The 18,116-nt window shown below is 67.0% G+C and carries 18 protein-coding genes; 10 read left to right on the top strand and 8 right to left on the bottom strand.

The genetic code is table 11. The annotated features are described in order from the left end of the window. Positions 1-17 precede the first annotated feature (17 nt). Positions 18-581: a patatin-like phospholipase domain-containing protein gene (locus ACG01O_RS09245; protein WP_394383756.1), complete on the top strand. Its 564-nt coding sequence runs from the start codon at positions 18-20 to the stop codon at positions 579-581. A 67-nt stretch (positions 582-648) separates the two neighbouring features. Here ACG01O_RS09245 and ACG01O_RS09250 read toward each other — a convergent pair whose 3' ends face one another. Next, positions 649-939, bottom strand: coding sequence for a hypothetical protein (locus ACG01O_RS09250; RefSeq protein WP_394383757.1), 291 nt, complete (start codon positions 937-939; stop codon positions 649-651). A gap of 63 nt (positions 940-1,002) precedes the next feature. Beyond that, on the bottom strand, positions 1,003-1,818 hold the full coding sequence (locus ACG01O_RS09255) for a hypothetical protein (protein ID WP_394383759.1): 816 nt from the start codon (positions 1,816-1,818) through the stop codon (positions 1,003-1,005). A gap of 310 nt (positions 1,819-2,128) precedes the next feature. On the opposite strand from ACG01O_RS09255, the gene ACG01O_RS09260 reads away from it, so the two are divergent. After that, positions 2,129-3,619, top strand: coding sequence for a hypothetical protein (locus tag ACG01O_RS09260; protein WP_394383761.1), 1,491 nt, complete (start codon positions 2,129-2,131; stop codon positions 3,617-3,619). A gap of 32 nt (positions 3,620-3,651) precedes the next feature. Here ACG01O_RS09260 and ACG01O_RS09265 read toward each other — a convergent pair whose 3' ends face one another. From ACG01O_RS09265 to ACG01O_RS09280, 4 genes are all read right to left on the bottom strand, one after another. After that, complete coding sequence (locus tag ACG01O_RS09265) at positions 3,652-4,080, bottom strand: DUF5615 family PIN-like protein (protein ID WP_394383763.1); 429 nt, start codon at positions 4,078-4,080, stop codon at positions 3,652-3,654. 79 nt (positions 4,081-4,159) lie between these two features. Further along, the gene (locus tag ACG01O_RS09270) at positions 4,160-4,837 is read right to left on the bottom strand and encodes a DUF433 domain-containing protein (protein ID WP_394383765.1); all 678 of its coding nucleotides are present in this window, start codon (positions 4,835-4,837) and stop codon (positions 4,160-4,162) included. Between the two features lie 441 nt (positions 4,838-5,278). Next, positions 5,279-5,593 (bottom strand): energy transducer TonB, encoded by a 315-nt coding sequence (locus ACG01O_RS09275; protein ID WP_394383767.1) that lies wholly within the window; start codon positions 5,591-5,593, stop codon positions 5,279-5,281. Between the two features lie 219 nt (positions 5,594-5,812). Continuing rightward, positions 5,813-6,760 (bottom strand): inositol monophosphatase family protein, encoded by a 948-nt coding sequence (locus tag ACG01O_RS09280; protein ID WP_394383769.1) that lies wholly within the window; start codon positions 6,758-6,760, stop codon positions 5,813-5,815. A 109-nt stretch (positions 6,761-6,869) separates the two neighbouring features. On the opposite strand from ACG01O_RS09280, the gene ACG01O_RS09285 reads away from it, so the two are divergent. Next, positions 6,870-7,604 (top strand): RNA methyltransferase, encoded by a 735-nt coding sequence (locus ACG01O_RS09285; protein WP_394383771.1) that lies wholly within the window; start codon positions 6,870-6,872, stop codon positions 7,602-7,604. Positions 7,605-7,709: 105 nt separating this feature from the next. Then, positions 7,710-11,021: a two-component regulator propeller domain-containing protein gene (locus tag ACG01O_RS09290; RefSeq protein ID WP_394383773.1), complete on the top strand. Its 3,312-nt coding sequence runs from the start codon at positions 7,710-7,712 to the stop codon at positions 11,019-11,021. 25 nt (positions 11,022-11,046) lie between these two features. Here the strand turns inward: ACG01O_RS09290 and mog are convergent, their stop codons facing one another. Together mog and yjgA are read right to left on the bottom strand one after the other, a co-directional pair. Then, a complete protein-coding gene (gene mog / locus ACG01O_RS09295; protein ID WP_394383775.1) occupies positions 11,047-11,634 on the bottom strand; it encodes a molybdopterin adenylyltransferase in 588 nt (195 codons plus the stop codon). Beyond that, positions 11,627-12,160 (bottom strand): ribosome biogenesis factor YjgA, encoded by a 534-nt coding sequence (gene yjgA, locus ACG01O_RS09300; RefSeq protein ID WP_394383777.1) that lies wholly within the window; start codon positions 12,158-12,160, stop codon positions 11,627-11,629. The genes mog and yjgA overlap by 8 nt, the downstream gene beginning before the upstream one ends. 79 nt (positions 12,161-12,239) lie before the next feature. Here yjgA and pmbA point away from each other — a divergent pair, with 79 nt between their 5' ends. The 6 genes from pmbA to ACG01O_RS09330 all read left to right on the top strand — a co-directional run bounded on the left by pmbA (position 12,240) and on the right by ACG01O_RS09330 (position 18,107). Next, positions 12,240-13,607, top strand: coding sequence for a metalloprotease PmbA (pmbA, locus tag ACG01O_RS09305; RefSeq protein ID WP_394383780.1), 1,368 nt, complete (start codon positions 12,240-12,242; stop codon positions 13,605-13,607). Between the two features lie 59 nt (positions 13,608-13,666). Continuing rightward, complete coding sequence (locus ACG01O_RS09310) at positions 13,667-14,818, top strand: ABC transporter substrate-binding protein (RefSeq protein ID WP_394383782.1); 1,152 nt, start codon at positions 13,667-13,669, stop codon at positions 14,816-14,818. 65 nt (positions 14,819-14,883) lie between these two features. Then, entirely contained in the window at positions 14,884-15,765 is an 882-nt protein-coding gene (locus ACG01O_RS09315; RefSeq protein WP_394383784.1) for a branched-chain amino acid ABC transporter permease, read from the top strand. Positions 15,766-15,773: 8 nt separating this feature from the next. Then, positions 15,774-16,628 carry a branched-chain amino acid ABC transporter permease gene (locus tag ACG01O_RS09320; RefSeq protein ID WP_394384204.1) on the top strand — a complete coding sequence of 285 codons (855 nt, stop codon included), beginning with the start codon at positions 15,774-15,776 and terminating at the stop codon, positions 16,626-16,628. 1 nt (position 16,629) lies between these two features. Next, on the top strand, positions 16,630-17,397 hold the full coding sequence (locus ACG01O_RS09325) for an ABC transporter ATP-binding protein (RefSeq protein ID WP_394383786.1): 768 nt from the start codon (positions 16,630-16,632) through the stop codon (positions 17,395-17,397). Then, complete coding sequence (locus ACG01O_RS09330) at positions 17,394-18,107, top strand: ABC transporter ATP-binding protein (RefSeq protein WP_394383788.1); 714 nt, start codon at positions 17,394-17,396, stop codon at positions 18,105-18,107. The genes ACG01O_RS09325 and ACG01O_RS09330 overlap by 4 nt, the downstream gene beginning before the upstream one ends. Positions 18,108-18,116 lie beyond the last annotated feature (9 nt).

An 18,116-nucleotide genomic window follows, 5' to 3' on the forward strand; every position in this document is an offset into this window, starting at 1 on the left:
AACTGAGACATCTATCCATGAACACCCAAGTCACCGCCCCTGACATGAACGCTGCCGACGAAGTTCGGATTCGCCGTCGCTATGCAGAATGCATGCACTGCGGGTTCGAGCCCGCCGGCGAGGAACGCGGCGAGTACGGCATTGACATTGACGCATCCCTGCGTCGTGGAGCCCTGCTGTGGCACATCGGCGAGCGTCGTGGCACCACAGACAATGACCGCCGCAAGCCCTTCTCGTCCGGTTTCATCGCGGAGCAGGCAGCGCATCGCTACTTCATGCTCGTGGAGACGGCACTCGAGGGCCTCAAGGGTCGATTCACCGAGGGGGACTTCAACACCATCCTGAACGCGGAGTGCTCGCCCATCTGGAACTGGGACACGTGGAACTCGGTGGCGACCATGGTGGCCGACACCTTTGGCGTCGACTCGCTGGATGACCTGGAGGAGGACGGTCATCTTCGCGTGCTGCTCGAGAAGCTGCTGTCACTGACGCCGTTGGAGAACGCGGCCGTGGTGGACGTCTGCGAACGCGTCTGGCGTGGGCACGACAACCCGCTGTTTGGGGCGGGCAGCGAGCGCTAAGCCGTCGCGGTGACCTCGAAGGCCTGACGGCGGGAACTCCTGCCGTCAGGCCTTTCCCCTCGCGGGGTCAGGCACCTCTGAGCTCGTCAGTGCGGTCCTCCGCGGAAGGCGATACCGCAAGTGGGGTTCCGTCCTCGCACACCGGCTGCGGCGATTCGACCAACATCTGGTCGCGCGCAAGAAGCGCGGCGAGCTGCTCCTCCGCCGAGTCGCCGGCCGACCAGACGTCTGCGGCAGACTCCAGCGCGGCGTTGTACTCAGCCACCGTCGTCGGAGCGGCGACCCCTTCAACGGGCAATTCCGCGAAGGCCGCCCGCTCCTTGGGTGTCAGGCGTATCCGGTCTTTGTATCTCAGCATCGGCATGGTCCTCGTGGGGCGGATTGCCCGTCGGTTTGTGGTCTGGCGGTTTGCCGATGGCTGTCAGCGCTTGGCCCAGTTGTGGAGCATGTCCTGGGTGTTGGCCTCCACATCAAACTGCCTGTGGAATTTGCGCAAGTCATTGCCGCGCAGGAACTGCTTGTGCACCTCAAGCTTGGGAACAGCCGGGTCGACGACGACCTCGCCCTCAAAGGCGAAGAGCCCCAGCACGGCCTCCTTGCGGATGGTTGCCGTGATGAAGCCCGGAATCTCCTTCTTGGATTGGCAGTTCAACGTCGCGAAGCGCATGGGCTCTGTCATGTCCCGCGTCCAGGAGAAGCCGTCCTCGAAATGGTCGATGCCAGTCGACACACCACGGTAGACCGTGAGGGTCTCAGGCAGGCTGTCGTACAGCGCGTTCATGTCCTCGTCGTCGCTGGAGGACAAGTCCAGCAAAGTGTGCCGGTCTGCCGCCTGGAACATCTCCCGAACCTGTGCGGTCGTGAGGACGACGCAGGCCATCATGCCGCGCGCGCCCGATTGCCATGCGACCGACAGCACCGCAGCCCAGACCTTGCTCGATATCCGCCCAGCTTTGTATTCGGCCCACATGTACATCGCGTACTCGAAGGTCAGGACGATGTTGAACTTTTTCCACTCGAAGTAGGTGTTGAGGTACATGCTGAAGAAGTTGTCGACCTCTTCATCCCGCGCATAGGGAGCCAGGTTGCGCTCAAAGATTTCCAGCGCGTTGCCGTAGAGCGGTCGCGCCGGGTCGGCGATGCGCGCCAGCCAAGTGTCGGTCTCGATGGTCTCGGTCGTGTTCCGCAGGCGGCCGGTCTCCCGGTCGACGAGCGTGGCGCGGTAGGTGAATTTCAATGTCTGCTCCGTCGTGTTGTTCAGCGACGTGCAGGCCTGGTGATGGCAAGAGGGAGGACCCATGCACGCACCGGGCGCAACTACCTCGCCTCGTCGTTGGTATCGGCATCGAGCTGAACTACTTGAGGGGCGGGCGAGCCGTCAACGAGGCGCTCCTTCGTGTACCCTGTAGTCCGGTGCCCGTCGCGCGCCTTCCGTCCGCATCGGAGAAGCAGCCCCAGCGACATCCCTTGATGAATTGACCGACCAGACACCTCTTTGCAGGCGCTGGGCGAGCGGACCGTCTGCCTTGAGCCTGCCAGGAGAGCCCGTGTCTGAAGCACCCAAGTACACCCCGAGCCCGGCGTTCGACCGGGCTGCCCATGCCCTCGACCTCGCCGCCGAGTCCTTTTGGTTCAACCGGGAGCCGGCTGAGCAGGTCGAACGGTTGGAGGCGCGCATCAAGTTCGCCGCCAAGCTGCTGGCCAAGGCGGCCGACATTCCCCACAGCCGCGCGTTGGACGTGATGGCGCAGGCGCTGCGGTTTCCGTTCTGGCACCACCTGAGCGCCCACTTGGGCCGCGCTGCGGACTTCGCCCCTGGACCACTGCCTGCGGGCTGGCTGGATGCGCTGAGTACCGCCGTCCTGCTCGCGGCCAGGGCAGAAGCGGAGGTCACGATGCCTTCCGCACAGCTGGATGCGTTCGAGGCATTGGGCGAGATGCTGGCCATGCTGACCGATGCGCCCAAGCAGAAGGTGCTGGACAAAGTGTCCGCCGGGTTGTGCGCAGGTCGAAGCTGGCGCGAGGTGCGGCAGCGTAGCCCTCTGGACGCCAATGCACCGTTGTACCGATTCGCCGTCCACGAACTGGATGCCGAGGGCGGTCTGGGCGGCTGCTTCGAGGAAAGCCCAGCCTGCCGGCAGTTGGTCGAACAGCTCGACGACAACTGGCAGGGCTACGACGGGTTTCCCAAGGCACAGAAGAGGCGCGCCCGCGGCTGGGTAGAGGCCATCCTGGCCATGCAGCCCGGCTTCCTGGAAGCCAGCCTGGCCCTAGCCTGGATGCAGAAGAACGCTGGCGAGCCGCAGGCGTTGACCACCGCCAACGCAGCGGTTCGCCGAGCCGAGGCACTGATACCTAAGGGCTTCAAAGGACGCATCCTCTGGGGCCACCTGGGCAACCGCTTCTATCACCGGCTGCTTTGGCTCCAGCTCCGGCTGCACCACGAGCGAGGTGCTAGCGACGCCGCCGCACGGGTGGCGCGCAAAATGCTGCGGCTGAACCCCAACGACAACCTGGGCGTGCGCTACGCCCTGCCCTTTCTTCTGCTGGAGCAGGGCGAGGTGGCAGCCGCCAGGCGCTCGCTCAAGGCAATCTCAGACGAGTCCGGCCTGACCGCCGCCGCGACGCGGGCCTTCGTCGCCTTCGCAGAGGAAAGGCCCGCCGAGTTCCGGCTCGAGTTGGCCACGGCACTGTTCACGCTGCCGGTGCTGCGCGCCTTCCTGCTCAACGACAACAAGGCCTTGCCGGAGGGCGAGTCCGGCTACCGGCACATGCAGCCGGACATGGAAACCTTCGCCGAGCTGGCCTGGCCGAGCTACTGCATCCTGCCCGGCCTGCGCAAGGCTTGCCAAGCCTTCCTTGCCGAGCCCGAAGTCCAGGCCGCCGAGCGCGAGTTGGCGGCGTACTGGAAGGGATACTGGGAGGTCAGGCGGACCCCGGGTGCTGAGCGCCGGGGTTCGGCTGAAGGGTGGAGTCGCTTGCTCTCGGAATGCATCGACCGGACAGCGCCGACAGCTTCGAAGCGTAGGCCGGTGTAACCAGGGGCCCTTCGTGTGCCCACGTGAACGAGTTACGCGACAGGAATGTCGTAGAACACGACCCGGACGCTGGCCCCGTCGTCTTCCAAGGTGACTTCAATGGCTTGGTTGACGAGGTCGTCTCGTCCTTCCAATTGCTCGAGCGCGACCTGGAACAGTGCGCGCTGCAGGTCCAGGTCCATGCCGCCTGACGCGGCGCAGTTCAAGCAGACGAGCCCGGCATGAATGGGCTGCTTGGCATGCAACCCACCCGGTTCGTTGGGGCCTTCACCGCGGAAGTCCCTCGAGTTGTTCGTCACCAAGGTGTAGTCCTCGGCGATGACCAGAGTCATCAAGTGCCAGTCCTTCGTGCCGGCCAAGCCGCGGTTGCGAACGCAAGTCGACTCGATGAACCCGGCTGCATGCGCATCATCGACCAGCGTTGGTGAGAGGCACTCGTCAATCAGAAACTTGATGGGCATGTCCGCGCAAGGTCACCATGTCGACAACATGAATGGCCGCACGAAAGCGGCCTGGCGCTATTGCAGGGGAGGGCGCTTCTCAAGTTGACGCAGCTCGGACGCGAGGGAGCCTGACGACTTTCGTCTCGCGCACCTTCCAATCCGGGTGGGTGTCTCCCAGGCTGCGCCGGCGGCCGCGGCGTGGGTGCACGAGTTGGTAGACCTTGGCAGCTTCCACGAGTCTGGGCGTCACGAATGGGTACGAGTCGCGGACTCTCTCCATCGAGATGCCCTTGTCCAGGGAGGCAGTCACCATGTCGATGGGTACTCGGGTGCCAGCGAACACTGGCAAGCCACCCATGATGTCGTCTGAGGCCTGGATGGCGGCCTCGGCCTCATCGACTGTGCGAGCACGCTTCATGGCGTTCTCGACGAACGAGGAGACATCCACGACCTGACCAAACTGCACGTTGACCAGCCAGTCGGCCTGCTTGAGTGCTTCCTGCAGTGCCAAGATGTGGTCCCGATTGCGCCGGGCGACCACGCGCTCGGTCAACTCTGCCACCACACGACGACGCAGCGGTGCGGCATAGATGCCGTCGGTGACGAAGTAGAAGTGCGCAAACGCCGACGCCAGTCGAGCGAAGCGCCGGCCGTCATCTGCGCGCACCAGCGCAGCGGGCACGAGGTGCTCGTCAAACACGCGGTTCATGTCGCGGTCGGTCAGCTCAGCGATGTACGCGGCTTCCGCACTGGGGACGAAGACGGTCGAGGTCATGTCAAATACTCCGATGCATCGGAAGTATAGGCCGGCCAGCAGTTGAACTGCAACCTGACACTGATACCTGGGTGTGCCATTCCTGGCGCTCCGTCACCTGTCGTCGCCGCGAGCCGTAGCCAAGGCTTGAGCGTGACAAGGCACGTGCTCGAAGGGAAGCCGATGCCCCTGCTTGTTTTGTAGCTACGGGGTAGTCAAATGATGTAACAACGTCCTAAGTTGTTGATATTATTGGATATGCAAGTAATGCTGCATCATGGGCGTGTGCGGGGCGAGGTCGGAGGCGGTGTCGGCTTTCATGGGGCCGCGCATTATCTGGCCGCCAGAAAGCACAAGGCCCGCTTGCGCGGGCCTTGGATGTTCCCCATGAGCGTCGGTCAACCGACTGGCAATTCATGCGGAGGCGATCGCCCATCCGTTGGGATGGGCAGGGCTGCGGTCTCAGTCTTCCGACTTGAACACCAGCTTGACTTCGTGCGTCTGGGGCGCGCCGGTGCCTTCGAACTTCCACTGGCTCAGCGCGTCGACGGCGGCGCGGTCGAAGACGCGCTTGGGTTCGGCTTCCACCACGTCCACGTTGGACACCTTGCCGTCGCCGGCGATGGCAATCTTGGCGCGGACGCTGCCCGAGCTGATGTTCTTCTTGACGGCCTCGGCGGGGTACTCGGGCGCGACCTTCTTCAGAACCTTGGCATCGGCGTGGGCCAGGGAAGCGGCGGCAACGAGGGCGAGGGCGACAGCGGAACGAACAAACATCTGGATCTTTCGGGCGGGTTGACGGGTTGACAGAGCGACTCGTGATCGCGGTGCGGGGCGCATTCTGTCTGCCGCCGCCCCCGTGGATAAGGGGTCAAGGCGTGCCTTTGTCACGGTCGGGTCTGCGGGTTATTCCGTAGGTGTCGCGCCTGCGGAATTCGTCACGGCCGGACATGAAAAAGCCCTCGCGAGGAGGGCTGTTTTAGAGGAGCTGCAGGGTCAGACCGGTGCGTCGCCGGCGTCGTCCTTCTTGATGCGCACGGGGCCGCGCTTCTTGGCGGGTGCGGGCGTTGCGGCGGGCTTCGGTGCGTCAGCGCCGTTGCTGCCTTCCGCGGGGGCTGCCAGGTCTTCTTCCTTGATCACGCGGGTGTAGGGGGCCAGCGTCGTCACCAGTTGAGCGTAGATCTTGGGGTTGCCGGCCACCACTTCACGCTGGTGCAGGAAATCGGCCTCGCCCGTGAAGTTGCCGATCAGGCCACCGGCCTCGGTCACGATCAACGAGCCGGCCGCCAAGTCCCAGGGCTGCAGGCCGGTTTCAAAGAAGGCGTCGTAGTAGCCGGCGGCCACGTAGCAGAGGTCAAGTGCTGCGGCGCCCGGGCGGCGCAGGCCGGCGCACTGCTGCATCACTTCCTCGAACATCTTCACGTAGCGCTTGAAGTTGTCGCCGCGGCGGAAGGGGAAGCCGGTGCCGATCAGGGCGTCGCTCATGCGGGTGCGGCGCGACACGCGCAGGCGGCGGTCGTTCAGGAAGGCGCCGCGGCCCTTGCTGGCGTAGAAGAGGTCGTCGCGGGTGGGGTCGTACACCACGGCCTGCTGCACCACGCCGCGGTGGGCCAGCGCGATGGACACGCAGTACACGGGCATGCCGTGGATGAAGTTGGTGGTGCCGTCCAGCGGATCGATGATCCAGACGAATTCCGAGTGCTTGGCGCCGTGGGTGCGGCCGGACTCTTCGGCCAGGATGCCGTGGTCGGGATAGGCGCTCAGCAGCGTCTCGATGATCACCCCTTCTGCAGCGTGATCGACTTCGGTCACGAAGTCGTTCGGGCTCTTGGTGTTGATGCGCAGAGCCTCCAGATCCAGCGACGCGCGGTTGATGATGGCGCCGGCTGCGCGGGCCGCCTTGATGGCGACGTTGAGCATGGGATGGAGGGACGTTTGCTGCATGCGGGCACTCGCTGGGTGAAGAAGGGGCTGACGAAGGAAAAGAGCGGCCGAGGCCGCAGGGCCGCCCCGGATAATCGCGCGATTCTAGCCGCACACCCCGTAAAAACCCGTGGAATCCACACGCTTCATCCTGATCAACACCAGCCACGCAGGCAATGTGGGCGCCACGGCACGGGCGATGAAGGTGATGGGCTTTGCAGACCTGGTGCTGGTCGCGCCGCGGTTTGCCGACGTGTTGTGCCACGAGGAAGCGATCGCGATGGCCAGCGGCGCGGCCGACATCCTGGCGCGCGCCCGGGTGGTGGGCACGCTGGCGGAGGCGCTGGATGGGGTGGATTTCGTCTGCGCCACGGCCATGACGCCGCGCGACTTCGGCCCGCCCACGCATGAGCCGCGCGCGCTGTTCTCGGCATTGGCGGCGCGCCCGCAAGCGCCTCGACTGGCCTTGCTGTTCGGGTCCGAGCGCTACGGCATGAGCAACGAGGATGTGTACCGCAGCCATGCCGTGCTGAGCATTCCCACGCATCCGGAGTACGGGTCGCTTAATTTGTCGCAGGCGGTGCAGTTGCTGGCCTACGACTTGCGGCAAGCCCTCGGCGGCTTCGGCGTGCAGGCGCGCACGCCCGACGTCACCCGGGCGGACGCGCAGGCGGTGCAGGGGCTGCTGGAGCACCTGCAGGCGGCGCTGGTGGACATCGGGTTCCTGGACCCGCAAGCCCCGCGCAAGCTCATGCCGCGGCTCAATCAGCTCTTCAACCGGGCCGAGTTGACGCAGGAGGAAGTGCACATCCTGCGGGGCATTGCGCGGCAAATGCAGAAGCGGTCGTCCGGCGCCGAACCCTGAGTTGCAAAGGGCCGGTACCGAGCGGTGCCGCACTGCATCAAAATCGGCCGCATCGCGGGGTTGAGGCGTTGTGACCCCTGTTCTGACCTGCGGCCGGACGTGCGCGTGTTCAACCGTTTGTTCCACCTTCTCGCATCGCTGAACCCGGTTCGGTGGCGGCATCGCCTCACCGTGGCGGGGGCGTGCCTGCTTTGGGCCGGCATCGCGACCTTGCACGCAGGAGATGCCGCAGCTGCGCCGGAGCGGCGTTGGTCGAACCTCGCCGACGTCACCTTTCAGCACCTTGGCCAAGACCAAGGCCTGCCGAATGCGATTGCCACGGCCGTGGCCGAAGACGGGCAGGGCTTTCTCTGGGTGGGCACGCTGGGCGGCCTGGCGCGTTGGGATGGCTACCGCTTCAAGGTTTACAAGGGCTCGCCCGGGCAGCCCGGCGGCCTGCCGGACAACTACGTGCAGTCGCTGTTCGGAGACGCCGCGGGGCGGCTGTGGGTGGGCACCAGCGCGGCCGGGTTGCTGCGGTTTGACCCCGCCACCGACCGTTTCGTCCCCGTGCCGGTGGGCGGCGCCCAAGGCCTGAGCCATGTGAGCATCCGGCAACTGCTGGATGACGGGGCCGGCGGCTTGTGGGTCGTGACCGACGGCGGCCTGGATCACCTGGACCCCTCCACCGGCCGCATCGAACGGGCCAGCGCGCCGGGAGGCTGGGCGGCGACGGCCGGCGCGCCGGTGTGGACCGCCCTGCGGGACCGGCGTGGGCAAATCTGGCTGGGGACGGCCGCTGGCCTGTTCCGCCGGCCGGCTGCGGGCGGGCCGATTGAGGCGGTGCCGCTGGTGCCGGGGCGGGTGGTGCAGCCGCTGGCGCTGACCGAAGACAGCGCCGGCCGAATCTGGGCGGGCGCGCGGCACGAAGGTGTGTTCCTGCTGGGCGATGGCGGCCGCGCTGGCGCGGTGGCCGTCCGCGAGTCCCAGGTCGCCGAGAAAGACGACTTGTTGCTCAACAGCGAGATCACGCGGTTGCTGGAGGTGCAGCCGGGCGAGATGTGGGTGTCGACGTTGGGGCAGGGCGCGGTGGCGGTGGACACGGCCACGCTGGACACGCGCCGGCTGCGCCACGTGCCGGCCTGGCCCGTGAGCCTGGCGGACAACGCGGTGCGCACCCTCTACCGGGATCGGGCTGGGCAGATCTGGGTGGCGTCCAACCGCGGGCTCAGCCGGTACGACCCCCGGCAAGACGGCGTGCTCACGCGGCTGGGCGTCAGCACGGACATGCGCGATGCGCTGGATTCGCGCTTCCTGAGTGGCGAAATCAGCTGGATCTTGCCGATGCCCGAAGGGCGGGTGTGGCTGGCCACGCACGTGAGTGGCGTGGATGTGCTGGACGACACCGGCCGCCGGGTGGGCGGCATCCGGCCGGATGCGAGCGCGCCCACTGCGGCCTTGCCGCCCGACATGGTGCTGGGCATGGCCCGCGTGCCGGACGGCTCCGTCTACATCGCCACCAAGCGCGGGCTGTACCGCGCCGATGCGCAGGCCCGGTCGGTGCAGCGGGTGACGCTGCAAGGGCGCGATCCGACCGCGTCGACCTGGACCTTGCTGGCCGACGGTGCCACGCTGTGGGTTGGCGGCCAGTTCGACGGCCTGTGGCGGCTGGATTGGGCGACCGGCCGCAGTGAGCCGGTGCGCCCCGCGCCTCCCGGATTCACCGACGAACGCATCATGGTGCTCGCCCGAGGCGAGGCCGGGCCGCTGTGGGTGGGCACGCGCAACGGGTTGAACCGGTTTGATACGGCGAGTGGCGCGGTCGAGCAGTTCCCCGCCGGAGTCGGCCAGGCGCGCGGCCTGTCTGCCGGGTTCGTGACCGCCTTGCTGCCCGACGGGCGGGATCGGCTTTGGGTGGGCACGTACGGCGGGGGGATCGACGTGGTGTCGACCGCGCCGGGCGGTGCCGTGCAGCACCGCATCGGCCGGCCGCAGGGCCTGCCGGATGCAACGGTGAACGCCTTGTTGCTGGACTTGCAGGGCCAAGTCTGGGCCAGCACGGACGATGGCTTGGCGCGCATCGATTCGCAGTCCTTGGCCGTGCGCACGTTCCGCCGTGCCGAAGGCGTGGTGTTCCCGACCTACTGGACCGGCTCGGCCGCGCGAACCGAGCGCGGCGACCTGCTGTTCGGCGGCTCAGGCGGCATGACCGTGGTGCGGCCCGAGCGGCTGCGCAGCTGGGATCAGAAGCCAACCGTGCTGGTGAGCGAGGTGCTGATCGGCGGGCGCCCCGTCTCGCCAGCGACCTTGGGCGGGTTGGAGGTGCCAGCCGGCGCCAACAGCTTGTCCGTCGAATTTGCGTCCAGCGACTTTTCAGCGCCCGACCGCAACCAATACGCCTACCGGTTGGAAGGCTACGACGCCGACTGGCGTGTGGCCGAGCCGTCGCGCCGCCTGGCTTCCTACGCCAACCTGCAGCCGGGAACCTACACCTTGCGCCTGCGGGCGTCCAACCGCGATGGCGTCTGGGTCGAGCAGGACCTGCGCCTGCCGGTGCGCGTGCAGCCTGCGTGGTACCAGACCTGGTGGTTCCGCGCGGCCTTGGCGGTGGCCCTGGTGCTGGCATTGATGCAGGTGGTGGCCATGCGCACGCGGCTGCTGCAGCGGCGCCAAGGGCAGCTGGAACACAAGGTGCGCGAACGCACGGCTGAACTGCGCGCCTTGCATGAGGCCTTGCAGGAGAAGTCCGCCCAGCTGCAGCTCAGCAGCGTGACCGATCCGCTGACCGGCTTGCACAACCGGCGCTACCTCGTCGATCAGGTGGCGCCTGAACTGGTGGTGGGGCTGCGGCGCATGCAGGAGACGCTGGCTGCCGGCGGGCAGCCCGCCGAGGCCGACACCGTGTTCCTGCTGCTGGACATCGACGGATTCAAGCGCGTGAACGACCGGCACGGCCACGCGGCCGGGGACACGGTGCTGGTGCAGTTCGGCGCGCGGCTGCGCTCGGTGCTGCGCGAAACCGATGTGCTGGTGCGCTGGGGCGGCGAGGAGTTTCTGGCCGTGGCGCGCGGCACCGACCGTGCGCGCGCCGAAGAGCTCGCGGAGCGCATGCGCACCGTGGTGGCCGCCACGCCGTTCGAGCTGCCGGACGGGGCGCGAATGGACGTGACGTGTTCGGTGGGCTTCGCCTGCTTGCCTTTCGAGCCCGAGCGGCCGCTGGCCCGGCAGTGGCAGCAGGTGGTGAACCTGGCCGACTTGGGGCTTTACGCCGCCAAGCGCTCGGGCCGCAACGCCTGGGTGGGCGTGCACGCGGCCAGTGGCCGGGGGGCGCGGGGCGCCCGGGTGATTGGCGGCTTGGGCCTGAGCAGCAGCCGCGCGCTGGACGCCGTGCAGGCCGTCATCGAAGACGCCGCCGACGCCGAACTGGCCGCCGGTTGAGGCCTGCCGCGCGTTTGCCGCGACCTCAAGCGCTGCGGCTGGGCCGCTGGGCGGACTTCGGCCGGAAGGCCTTGCAGACCTCGTCGCGCGTTTCCAGGTAGGGGCCGCCGATCAGGTCGATGCAGTACGGCACAGCGGCAAAGATGCCGCTGGCCTGGGCGTGGCCGGCCAAGGTTTCGGCAATCGCCTTGGGCTGCCCGGGCAGGTTGATGATGAGCGCCTGCCCGCGGATCACCGCGACTTGGCGCGACAGGATGGCGGTCGGTACAAAGTGCAGCGAGATCTGCCGCATCTGCTCGCCAAAGCCCGGCATCACCCGGTCGGCCACGGCCAGCGTCGCCTCGGGCGTCACATCGCGCGGCGCGGGGCCGGTGCCGCCGGTCGTCAGCACCAGGTGGCAGCCGGCGTCATCCACCAACTCCACGAGTGCGGCCGAAATGCCGGCCTGCTCGTCTGGGATCAGGCGCGGTACGAACTCGATCGGGTTGCGCAGTGCGGAGCTGAGCCAGCTTTGCAGCGCGGGCAGGCCTTGATCGACATAAACGCCGGCCGATGCCCGATCGCTGATGGACACGATGCCGATGCGAACCGGCTCCGGCGTTGGCTCACTCATCGCCCACGGGCTCCGCGGCCTTGATGAACTGGAACAGCTCGCGGAAGGCGCGGCCGTTGCGCTTCTCCGGCTCGCCGGACGCGTCCTTGCGGGCGGCGCGCACCAGGCTGCGCAGTTGCTGGATGTCGACGTCCACATGCGCGCCCAGGAAGGCTTGCAGGGCGTCGTCGCTGGCCAGCAGCTGTTCGCGCCAGCGCTCGGACTGGTGCAGCCGCAGGCTGTCTTGCGCGTGGCCCAGCTTGAAGGCCGCAACGGCCTCGCGCACCGGCTCCGGGTCGATCTTGCGCATCAGCTTGCCGATGTATTGCATCTGGCGGCGGCGGCCCTCGAAGTTGGTGATCTTCTTGGCGGCCTTGAGCGCGTCGTACAGGATTTCCGGCAGCGCCAGGGGCTCCCAACGGCTCTCGGGCAGGGCCAGCAGGTCTTCGCCCAGCTTCTGCAGCGCGGTCATGTCGCGCTTCATCTGGGACTTGCTGGGGCGGTCGAAGCCGTCTTCGTCTTCGAAATCTTGGAGTTGGTCTTGCATCGGGGGCGGCTTTGGCGCGGGCCTATCATTGTCGCCCACTCGGTTTTCCTGTGCGCCGACCCGTTTCGGCGCGAGCTTCATGTCCCAGCCCCAAGACGGTTTCGCCTACAGCCCCGCCCAGTTCCAACAGTGGATCGAGGACGCTTTGTCCGAGGCCAAGAAGCTCGGGGCCAGCGACGCGGGTGCCGAGGTGTCGGAGGGCTGCGGCCTGTCGGTGTCGGCCCGGCTGGGCAAGCTGGAAAACGTCGAACGCAACCGCGACAAGTCGCTGGGCATTTCGGTGTACCTGGGCAAGCGCCGCGGCAATGCCAGCACGTCCGACTTCTCGCCCCAGGCCATTCGCGACACGGTGCGCGCGGCCTACGACATCGCCCGCTTCACGGCCGAAGACGACTTTGCCGGCCTGCCGGACGAGGCCGACCTGGCGCTGGACGCTGCGCAGCGGCCGGAGCTGGACTTGTTCCACCCCTGGGCGCTGGACGCGGCGCAGGCGGCCGACTTGGCGCTGCGTTGCGAAGCGGCCGCGCTGTCGGTGGACAAGCGCATCACCAACAGCGAGGGCGCTGGCGTGTCTGCCCAGCAGTCGCATTTCTGGATGGGCAACACGCGGGGCTTCCGCGGCGGATATGCCAGCTCGCGGCACTCGCTGTCGGTGGCGCCCATCGCCGGCCGCGGCAACGACATGCAGCGCGACGCTTGGTACACCTCCATGCGTGACGCGGCCGATCTGGCCTCGCCCGAGGCGGTGGGCCGCTATGCCGCCGAGCGCGCGCTGTCGCGCCTGAAGGCGCGCAAGGTGGCCACTGCCGAGGTGCCGGTGCTGTTCGAAAGCACGGTTGCCATCGGCCTGCTGGGCGCGCTGGTGCAGGCCACCAGCGGCGGCGCGCTGTACCGCCGCACCAGCTTCCTGCTGGACAGCCTGGGCCAGCCCGTGACGGCCGCGCATGTGGATGTGGCGGAGGACCCGCACGTTCGCAAGGGCAAGGGGAGTTCACCGTTCGACGACGAGGGCGTCGTCACCCGTGCCCGTTCGGTGGTGGACGGCGGCCTGCTGCAGGGCTATTTCCTGTCCAGCTACTCGGCGCGCAAGCTTGGCATGCAAACCACCGGCCATGCGGGCGGCTCGCACAACCTGCGCATGAGCAGCCGCGCAACCGCACCGGGCGATGACCTCACCACCATGATCCGCCGCCTCGGCCGCGGCCTGTTGGTGACCGAGCTGATGGGGCAGGGCGTCAACTACGTGACCGGCGACTACTCGCGCGGCGCCAGCGGCTACTGGGTGGAGAACGGCGAGATTGCCTACCCGGTTCATGAAGTGACCATTGCCGGCAACTTGAAGGACATGCTGCGCAACATCGTCGGCATCGGTGCCGACGAGTACACGATGGGCACCAAGACGGTCGGCTCCATCCTGGTCACCGGCATGAAGCTCGCCGGCAACTGACGGTCGCCGACCTATCATCGAACGCTGCCCCCAACCCCGATTTCCGGAGCCCTTCGCAGATGAACTTCCGTACGCTCAAGCCCGTGGCCCTGGTCATGGCCGCTGCCTTCGCCGCGGCCGCGCAGGCGGCTGACATCAAGCTCGGCGTGGCCGAGGCGCTGTCGGGCGGTGCCGCCCAATACGGGCAGAGCATCCGCGCCGGCTTCCAGCTCGCGGCGGACGAAATCAACGCGGCCGGCGGCATCAACGGCAACAAGCTGGTGCTGGTGATCGAAGATGAGCAGGGCAAGAAGGAAGAGGCGATCAACGCCTTCAAGAAGCTGATCTTCCAGGACAAGGTGCTGATGCTGTTCGGCCCCACGCTGTCCAACTCGGCCCAGGCCGCCGACCCGATCGCACAGGCGTCCAAGGTCGTGGTGTTCGGCACCTCCAACACGGCCGATGGCATCACCTCCATCGGCGACCACGTCTTCCGCAACTCGGTGACGGAGGCGGACGTGCTGCCGGTGACGCTGGCCACCGCGAGCAAGAAGCTCGGCATCAAAAAGGTGGCCGTGCTCTACGGCAACGACGACGTCTTCACCAAGAGCGGCTACGACAACTTCAAGAAGGCGCTGGACGCCCAGAAGATCGCCGTGACCACGACCGAGACCTTTGCCAAGGGCGATGTCGACTTCAAGGCCCAGCTCACCAAGATCAAGGCCACCAACCCCGACGCGCTGGTGCTGTCGGCCCTGATTGCCGAGGGTGCACCCATCATGGTGCAGGCCCGCCAACTGGGCCTGAACGTGCCGGTCATCGGCGGCAACGGCATGAATTCGGTCAAGGTGTTCGAGCTGGCCAAGGGCGCGTCGGACGGGTTGTGGATCGGCAGCCCCTGGTCCATCGAGAACCAGACCAAGGAAAACGGCTCGTTCATCGTGGCCTACACGCAGAAGTACAAGTCGGCGCCGGATCAGTTCGCCGCGCAGGCCTACGACGCGATGTACATCACCGCGCAGGCACTGAAGAAGGTCAAGCTCAGCGGTGACCTCGCGAAAGACCGCACCGCGCTGCGCAATGCGCTGCCCGAGGTGAAGTGGACCGGTGCCACCGGGGGCTTCAGCTTCCGCCGTGCACTGGACAAGGCCGGCAACCCGGCCGGCTACGACGCCGAGCAAACCGCCATCGTCAGCGCCACCAAGGGCGGGCGCTACGCCATCGAGAAGTAACGGCCACTTCAACGCCATCGGCCCGCGGCCTCCGTCGCGGGCCGCATCGTTTTCGGACCCTCACCGTGCTTGAACAGCAACTCTTCAATGCCCTGTCGCTTGGCAGCGTCTATGCGCTGTTCGCGCTCGGGTTCACGCTGGTGTTTGGCGTGCTGGGGGTGGTGAACCTCTCCCATGGTGCCGTCTTCATGGTGGGGGCGTACACCGCGCTGCAAGCCGTCACGCGGCTGCACCTGCCGCTCGCGGCGGCGCTGGGTGTGGCGTTTGTGGCGTCGGGCCTGCTGGGCCTGTTGATTGATCAAGCGGTGCTGCGCCCGCTGCGGGCGCGCAACGCGCCGCACCTGATCCCGATGATCGCCACCATCGGCCTGGCCATCGCGCTGAACAGCCTGGCCCAGGGTCTCTTCGGCGCCGAGAACCTGCGCTTCCCAGCGGAAGTGCTGCCGCAGGACACGCTCACCGTGGCGGGCTTGCATGTGACGGTGCTGGAGTTGGCCATCATTGCGCTGTCGTTCGGGCTGATGGCTGTGCTGCTGCTGGTGCTGCGGGGCACGCAGTTGGGCCGCGCATTGCGCGCCATTGCCGAGAGCCCGAAGGCTGCGGCGCTGCTGGGCATCAATGTCGGCGGCTTGTTCCTGCTGACCAGCTTCGTGGCCGCCGGCCTTGGGGGCGTGGCGGGCGTGTTGATTGGCCTGTATTCCAACGCGCTCTTTCCGCTGATGGGCCAGCCCATCCTGCACAAGGGCATCGCTGTGATCATTTTGGGCGGCATGGGTGACATCCGCGGCGCGATGCTGGCAGGGCTCTTCCTGGGCTTTGCCGAGGTGCTGTCGGTGGCCTACATCGGCTCGACGATGCGCGATGCGGTCGCCTTCGGCCTGCTGTTTGCCGTGCTGCTGCTGCGACCCAAGGGTCTGTTCGGCAGCGTCAATGAACGCAAGGTCTGACTGTCATGTTGGAGAGCTTCGACAGCTTTTGGGCGGTCTACAGCAACCTGGTGCTCACGCTGGGCACGAACTCGCTGCTGGCTCTGTCCATTTACCTCACCCTGTCCTGCGGCATGCTGGCCATGGCCAATGCGGCCTTCATGGGCATCGGTGCTTACGCCGCGTCGCTGCTGACGATGAATGCTGGTGCGCCGTTTCCGGTCGCGTTGGCGGGTGGCATGGCGGCCCCGGCCCTCGTGGCCTTCGTGATCGGCGGCCCGACCTTGCGCCTGTCGGGCGTCTACCTCGCGATGGCCACGCTGGCCTTCGGCGAGGTGGTGCGCATCTTCGTGCTCAACACCGAGGGCTGGACCGGCGGCGCGCTCGGCCTGAATGGCATTCCGCCGTTGACCCAGTGGTGGCATGTGACCCTGGCCCTGGCGCTGGCCTGCGGGGTGCTTGCGCTGATGCGCCGGTCCAAGGTCGGGCGGGCGTTTGAAGCGATCAAGCTCGACGAAACCGCCGCGGGCCTCATGGGCATCGACGTCAACGCCCACAAGCTGCTTGCCTTCGTGCTGGGGGCCATGCTGGCGGGTCTGGCGGGGGCGCTGAACGCGCATCTCACCTTCTTCATCGGGCCGAATGAATACGGGTTCGACCGTGGTGTGGAGATCCTCACGATGACCATCCTGGGCGGTATCCACGGCCTGATGGGCCCCATCTCCGGTGCGGTCATCCTCACCCTGCTGCCCGAGTTGCTGCGCAGCTTGGCGGACTTCCGCAACGTCGTGAACGGCCTGATCCTGGTCGCCATCGTGCTGTTCCTGCCGCGCGGCTTGTGGGACCCGGCGCGGGTGCGTGCGTGGTTGGGTCGGGGGCGCTGAGATGCTGAAGCTGCAATCCGTCTCGCGCCACTTCGGTGGCCTGAAAGTGCTGCAGGACGTCAGTTTCGATGTGCCGCAGGGCGGCATCTTCGGGCTGATCGGCCCCAACGGCGCGGGCAAGACGACGGTGGTGAACCTCGTGACCGGCCTGCTGCCACCGACCTCGGGCGACATCCTGTTCAACGGCGCCAGCCTGGTGGGCCGCAAGCCGCACCAGATCACGGCTGGCGGCATCGCGCGCACCTTCCAGAACATCCGCGTCTTCAAGGAGATGACGCTGCTGGAGAACGTGATCGTCGGCATGCACGGGCGCTTGGGCTACGGGCCAGGCGGTTGGCTGCTGCGGCTGCCCCGGTTTCGGGCTGCCGAGCGTGCGGCACGGGATCGGGCGCGGGAGCTGCTGTCGTGGATGAAGCTGGACCACAAAGCCGACGACATCGCCGACAACCTGAGCTACGGCGAGCAGCGCAAGCTGGAACTCGCCCGCGCACTCGCCACCGAGCCCAAGCTCTTGCTGCTCGACGAACCCGTGGCCGGCATGAACGGCGCCGAGAAAACCGAGCTGATGGCCGAAATCCGCAACATCCAGGCGCGCGGCTACACCATCTTCATGATTGAGCACGACATGCGCTTTGTGATGGGCTTGTGCGACCAGATCGCCGTGCTGAATTTCGGCCGCATCATTGCCCAGGGCGGGCCGGACGCGGTGCGCAACGATCCGCAGGTCATCGAGGCCTACCTGGGTCGCGACGACGAGGTGGCCGCATGAGCCTGCTCAGTGTTCGGGGGCTGACCGTCAACTACGGCCATGTCGAGGCGGTGCGTGGCATCGACTTCGACCTCGCGGCCGGGCAGATCACGACCTTGGTCGGGGCCAATGGGGCCGGCAAGTCGACGACGCTGATGGCGCTGTCGGGCCTGGTGAAGAAGGCCGCCGGGCAGGTGGTGTTCGACGGCCATGACATCTCGGCTGTGGCACCCCACCGCATCGTGGGCAGCGGCTTGGTGCAGGTGGCCGAGGGCCGGGCCACGCTCATGACCCTCACTGTGCGGGAGAACCTGGAACTGGGCGCCTACACCCGACGCGACGGCGCAGCCGCTCGCGCGCGAGACATCGACCATGTCTACAGCCTGTTTCCCCGGCTGGCCGAGCGGTCCACGCAATTGGCGGGCAGCCTCTCCGGCGGTGAACAGCAAATGTTGGCCATCGGCCGCGCCCTGATGGCCAAGCCGCGCCTGCTGCTGCTGGACGAGCCCTCCATGGGCCTGGCGCCGCTCATCGTGCAGGACATCTTCCGCACCTTGAAGGCCATCAACGCCGACGGGCTGACGATCTTTCTGGTCGAGCAGAACGTGAAGCAGGCGCTCAAGCTCGCCCAGCGCGCCTATGTGCTGGAGAACGGGCGCATCGTGCTGCAGGGCAGCGGCGCGGAATTGCTGGGCGACCCGCGCGTGCAGGCCGCCTACTTGGGGCACTGAGCCCGCAGG

This window comes from Pelomonas baiyunensis (assembly GCF_043555935.1).
GTDB classification, from domain to species: Bacteria; Pseudomonadota; Gammaproteobacteria; order Burkholderiales; family Burkholderiaceae_C; genus Pelomonas; species Pelomonas baiyunensis.

Bases quoted from the DNA above. Each gene is read 5' to 3' on its own strand.
- ACG01O_RS09270 (WP_394383765.1), bottom strand. From the start codon at position 4,837: ATGACCTCGACCGTCTTCGTCCCCAGTGCGGAAGCCGCGTACATCGCT.
- mog (WP_394383775.1), bottom strand. From the start codon at position 11,634: ATGAGTGAGCCAACGCCGGAGCCGGTTCGCATCGGCATCGTGTCCATC.
- ACG01O_RS09245 (WP_394383756.1), top strand. From the start codon at position 18: ATGAACACCCAAGTCACCGCCCCTGACATGAACGCTGCCGACGAAGTT.
- ACG01O_RS09330 (WP_394383788.1), top strand. From the start codon at position 17,394: ATGAGCCTGCTCAGTGTTCGGGGGCTGACCGTCAACTACGGCCATGTC.
- ACG01O_RS09265 (WP_394383763.1), bottom strand. From the start codon at position 4,080: ATGCCCATCAAGTTTCTGATTGACGAGTGCCTCTCACCAACGCTGGTC.
- ACG01O_RS09275 (WP_394383767.1), bottom strand. From the start codon at position 5,593: ATGTTTGTTCGTTCCGCTGTCGCCCTCGCCCTCGTTGCCGCCGCTTCC.
- ACG01O_RS09250 (WP_394383757.1), bottom strand. From the start codon at position 939: ATGCTGAGATACAAAGACCGGATACGCCTGACACCCAAGGAGCGGGCG.
- pmbA (WP_394383780.1), top strand. From the start codon at position 12,240: ATGTCCCAGCCCCAAGACGGTTTCGCCTACAGCCCCGCCCAGTTCCAA.
- yjgA (WP_394383777.1), bottom strand. From the start codon at position 12,160: ATGCAAGACCAACTCCAAGATTTCGAAGACGAAGACGGCTTCGACCGC.
- ACG01O_RS09325 (WP_394383786.1), top strand. From the start codon at position 16,630: ATGCTGAAGCTGCAATCCGTCTCGCGCCACTTCGGTGGCCTGAAAGTG.
- ACG01O_RS09280 (WP_394383769.1), bottom strand. From the start codon at position 6,760: ATGCAGCAAACGTCCCTCCATCCCATGCTCAACGTCGCCATCAAGGCG.
- ACG01O_RS09310 (WP_394383782.1), top strand. From the start codon at position 13,667: ATGAACTTCCGTACGCTCAAGCCCGTGGCCCTGGTCATGGCCGCTGCC.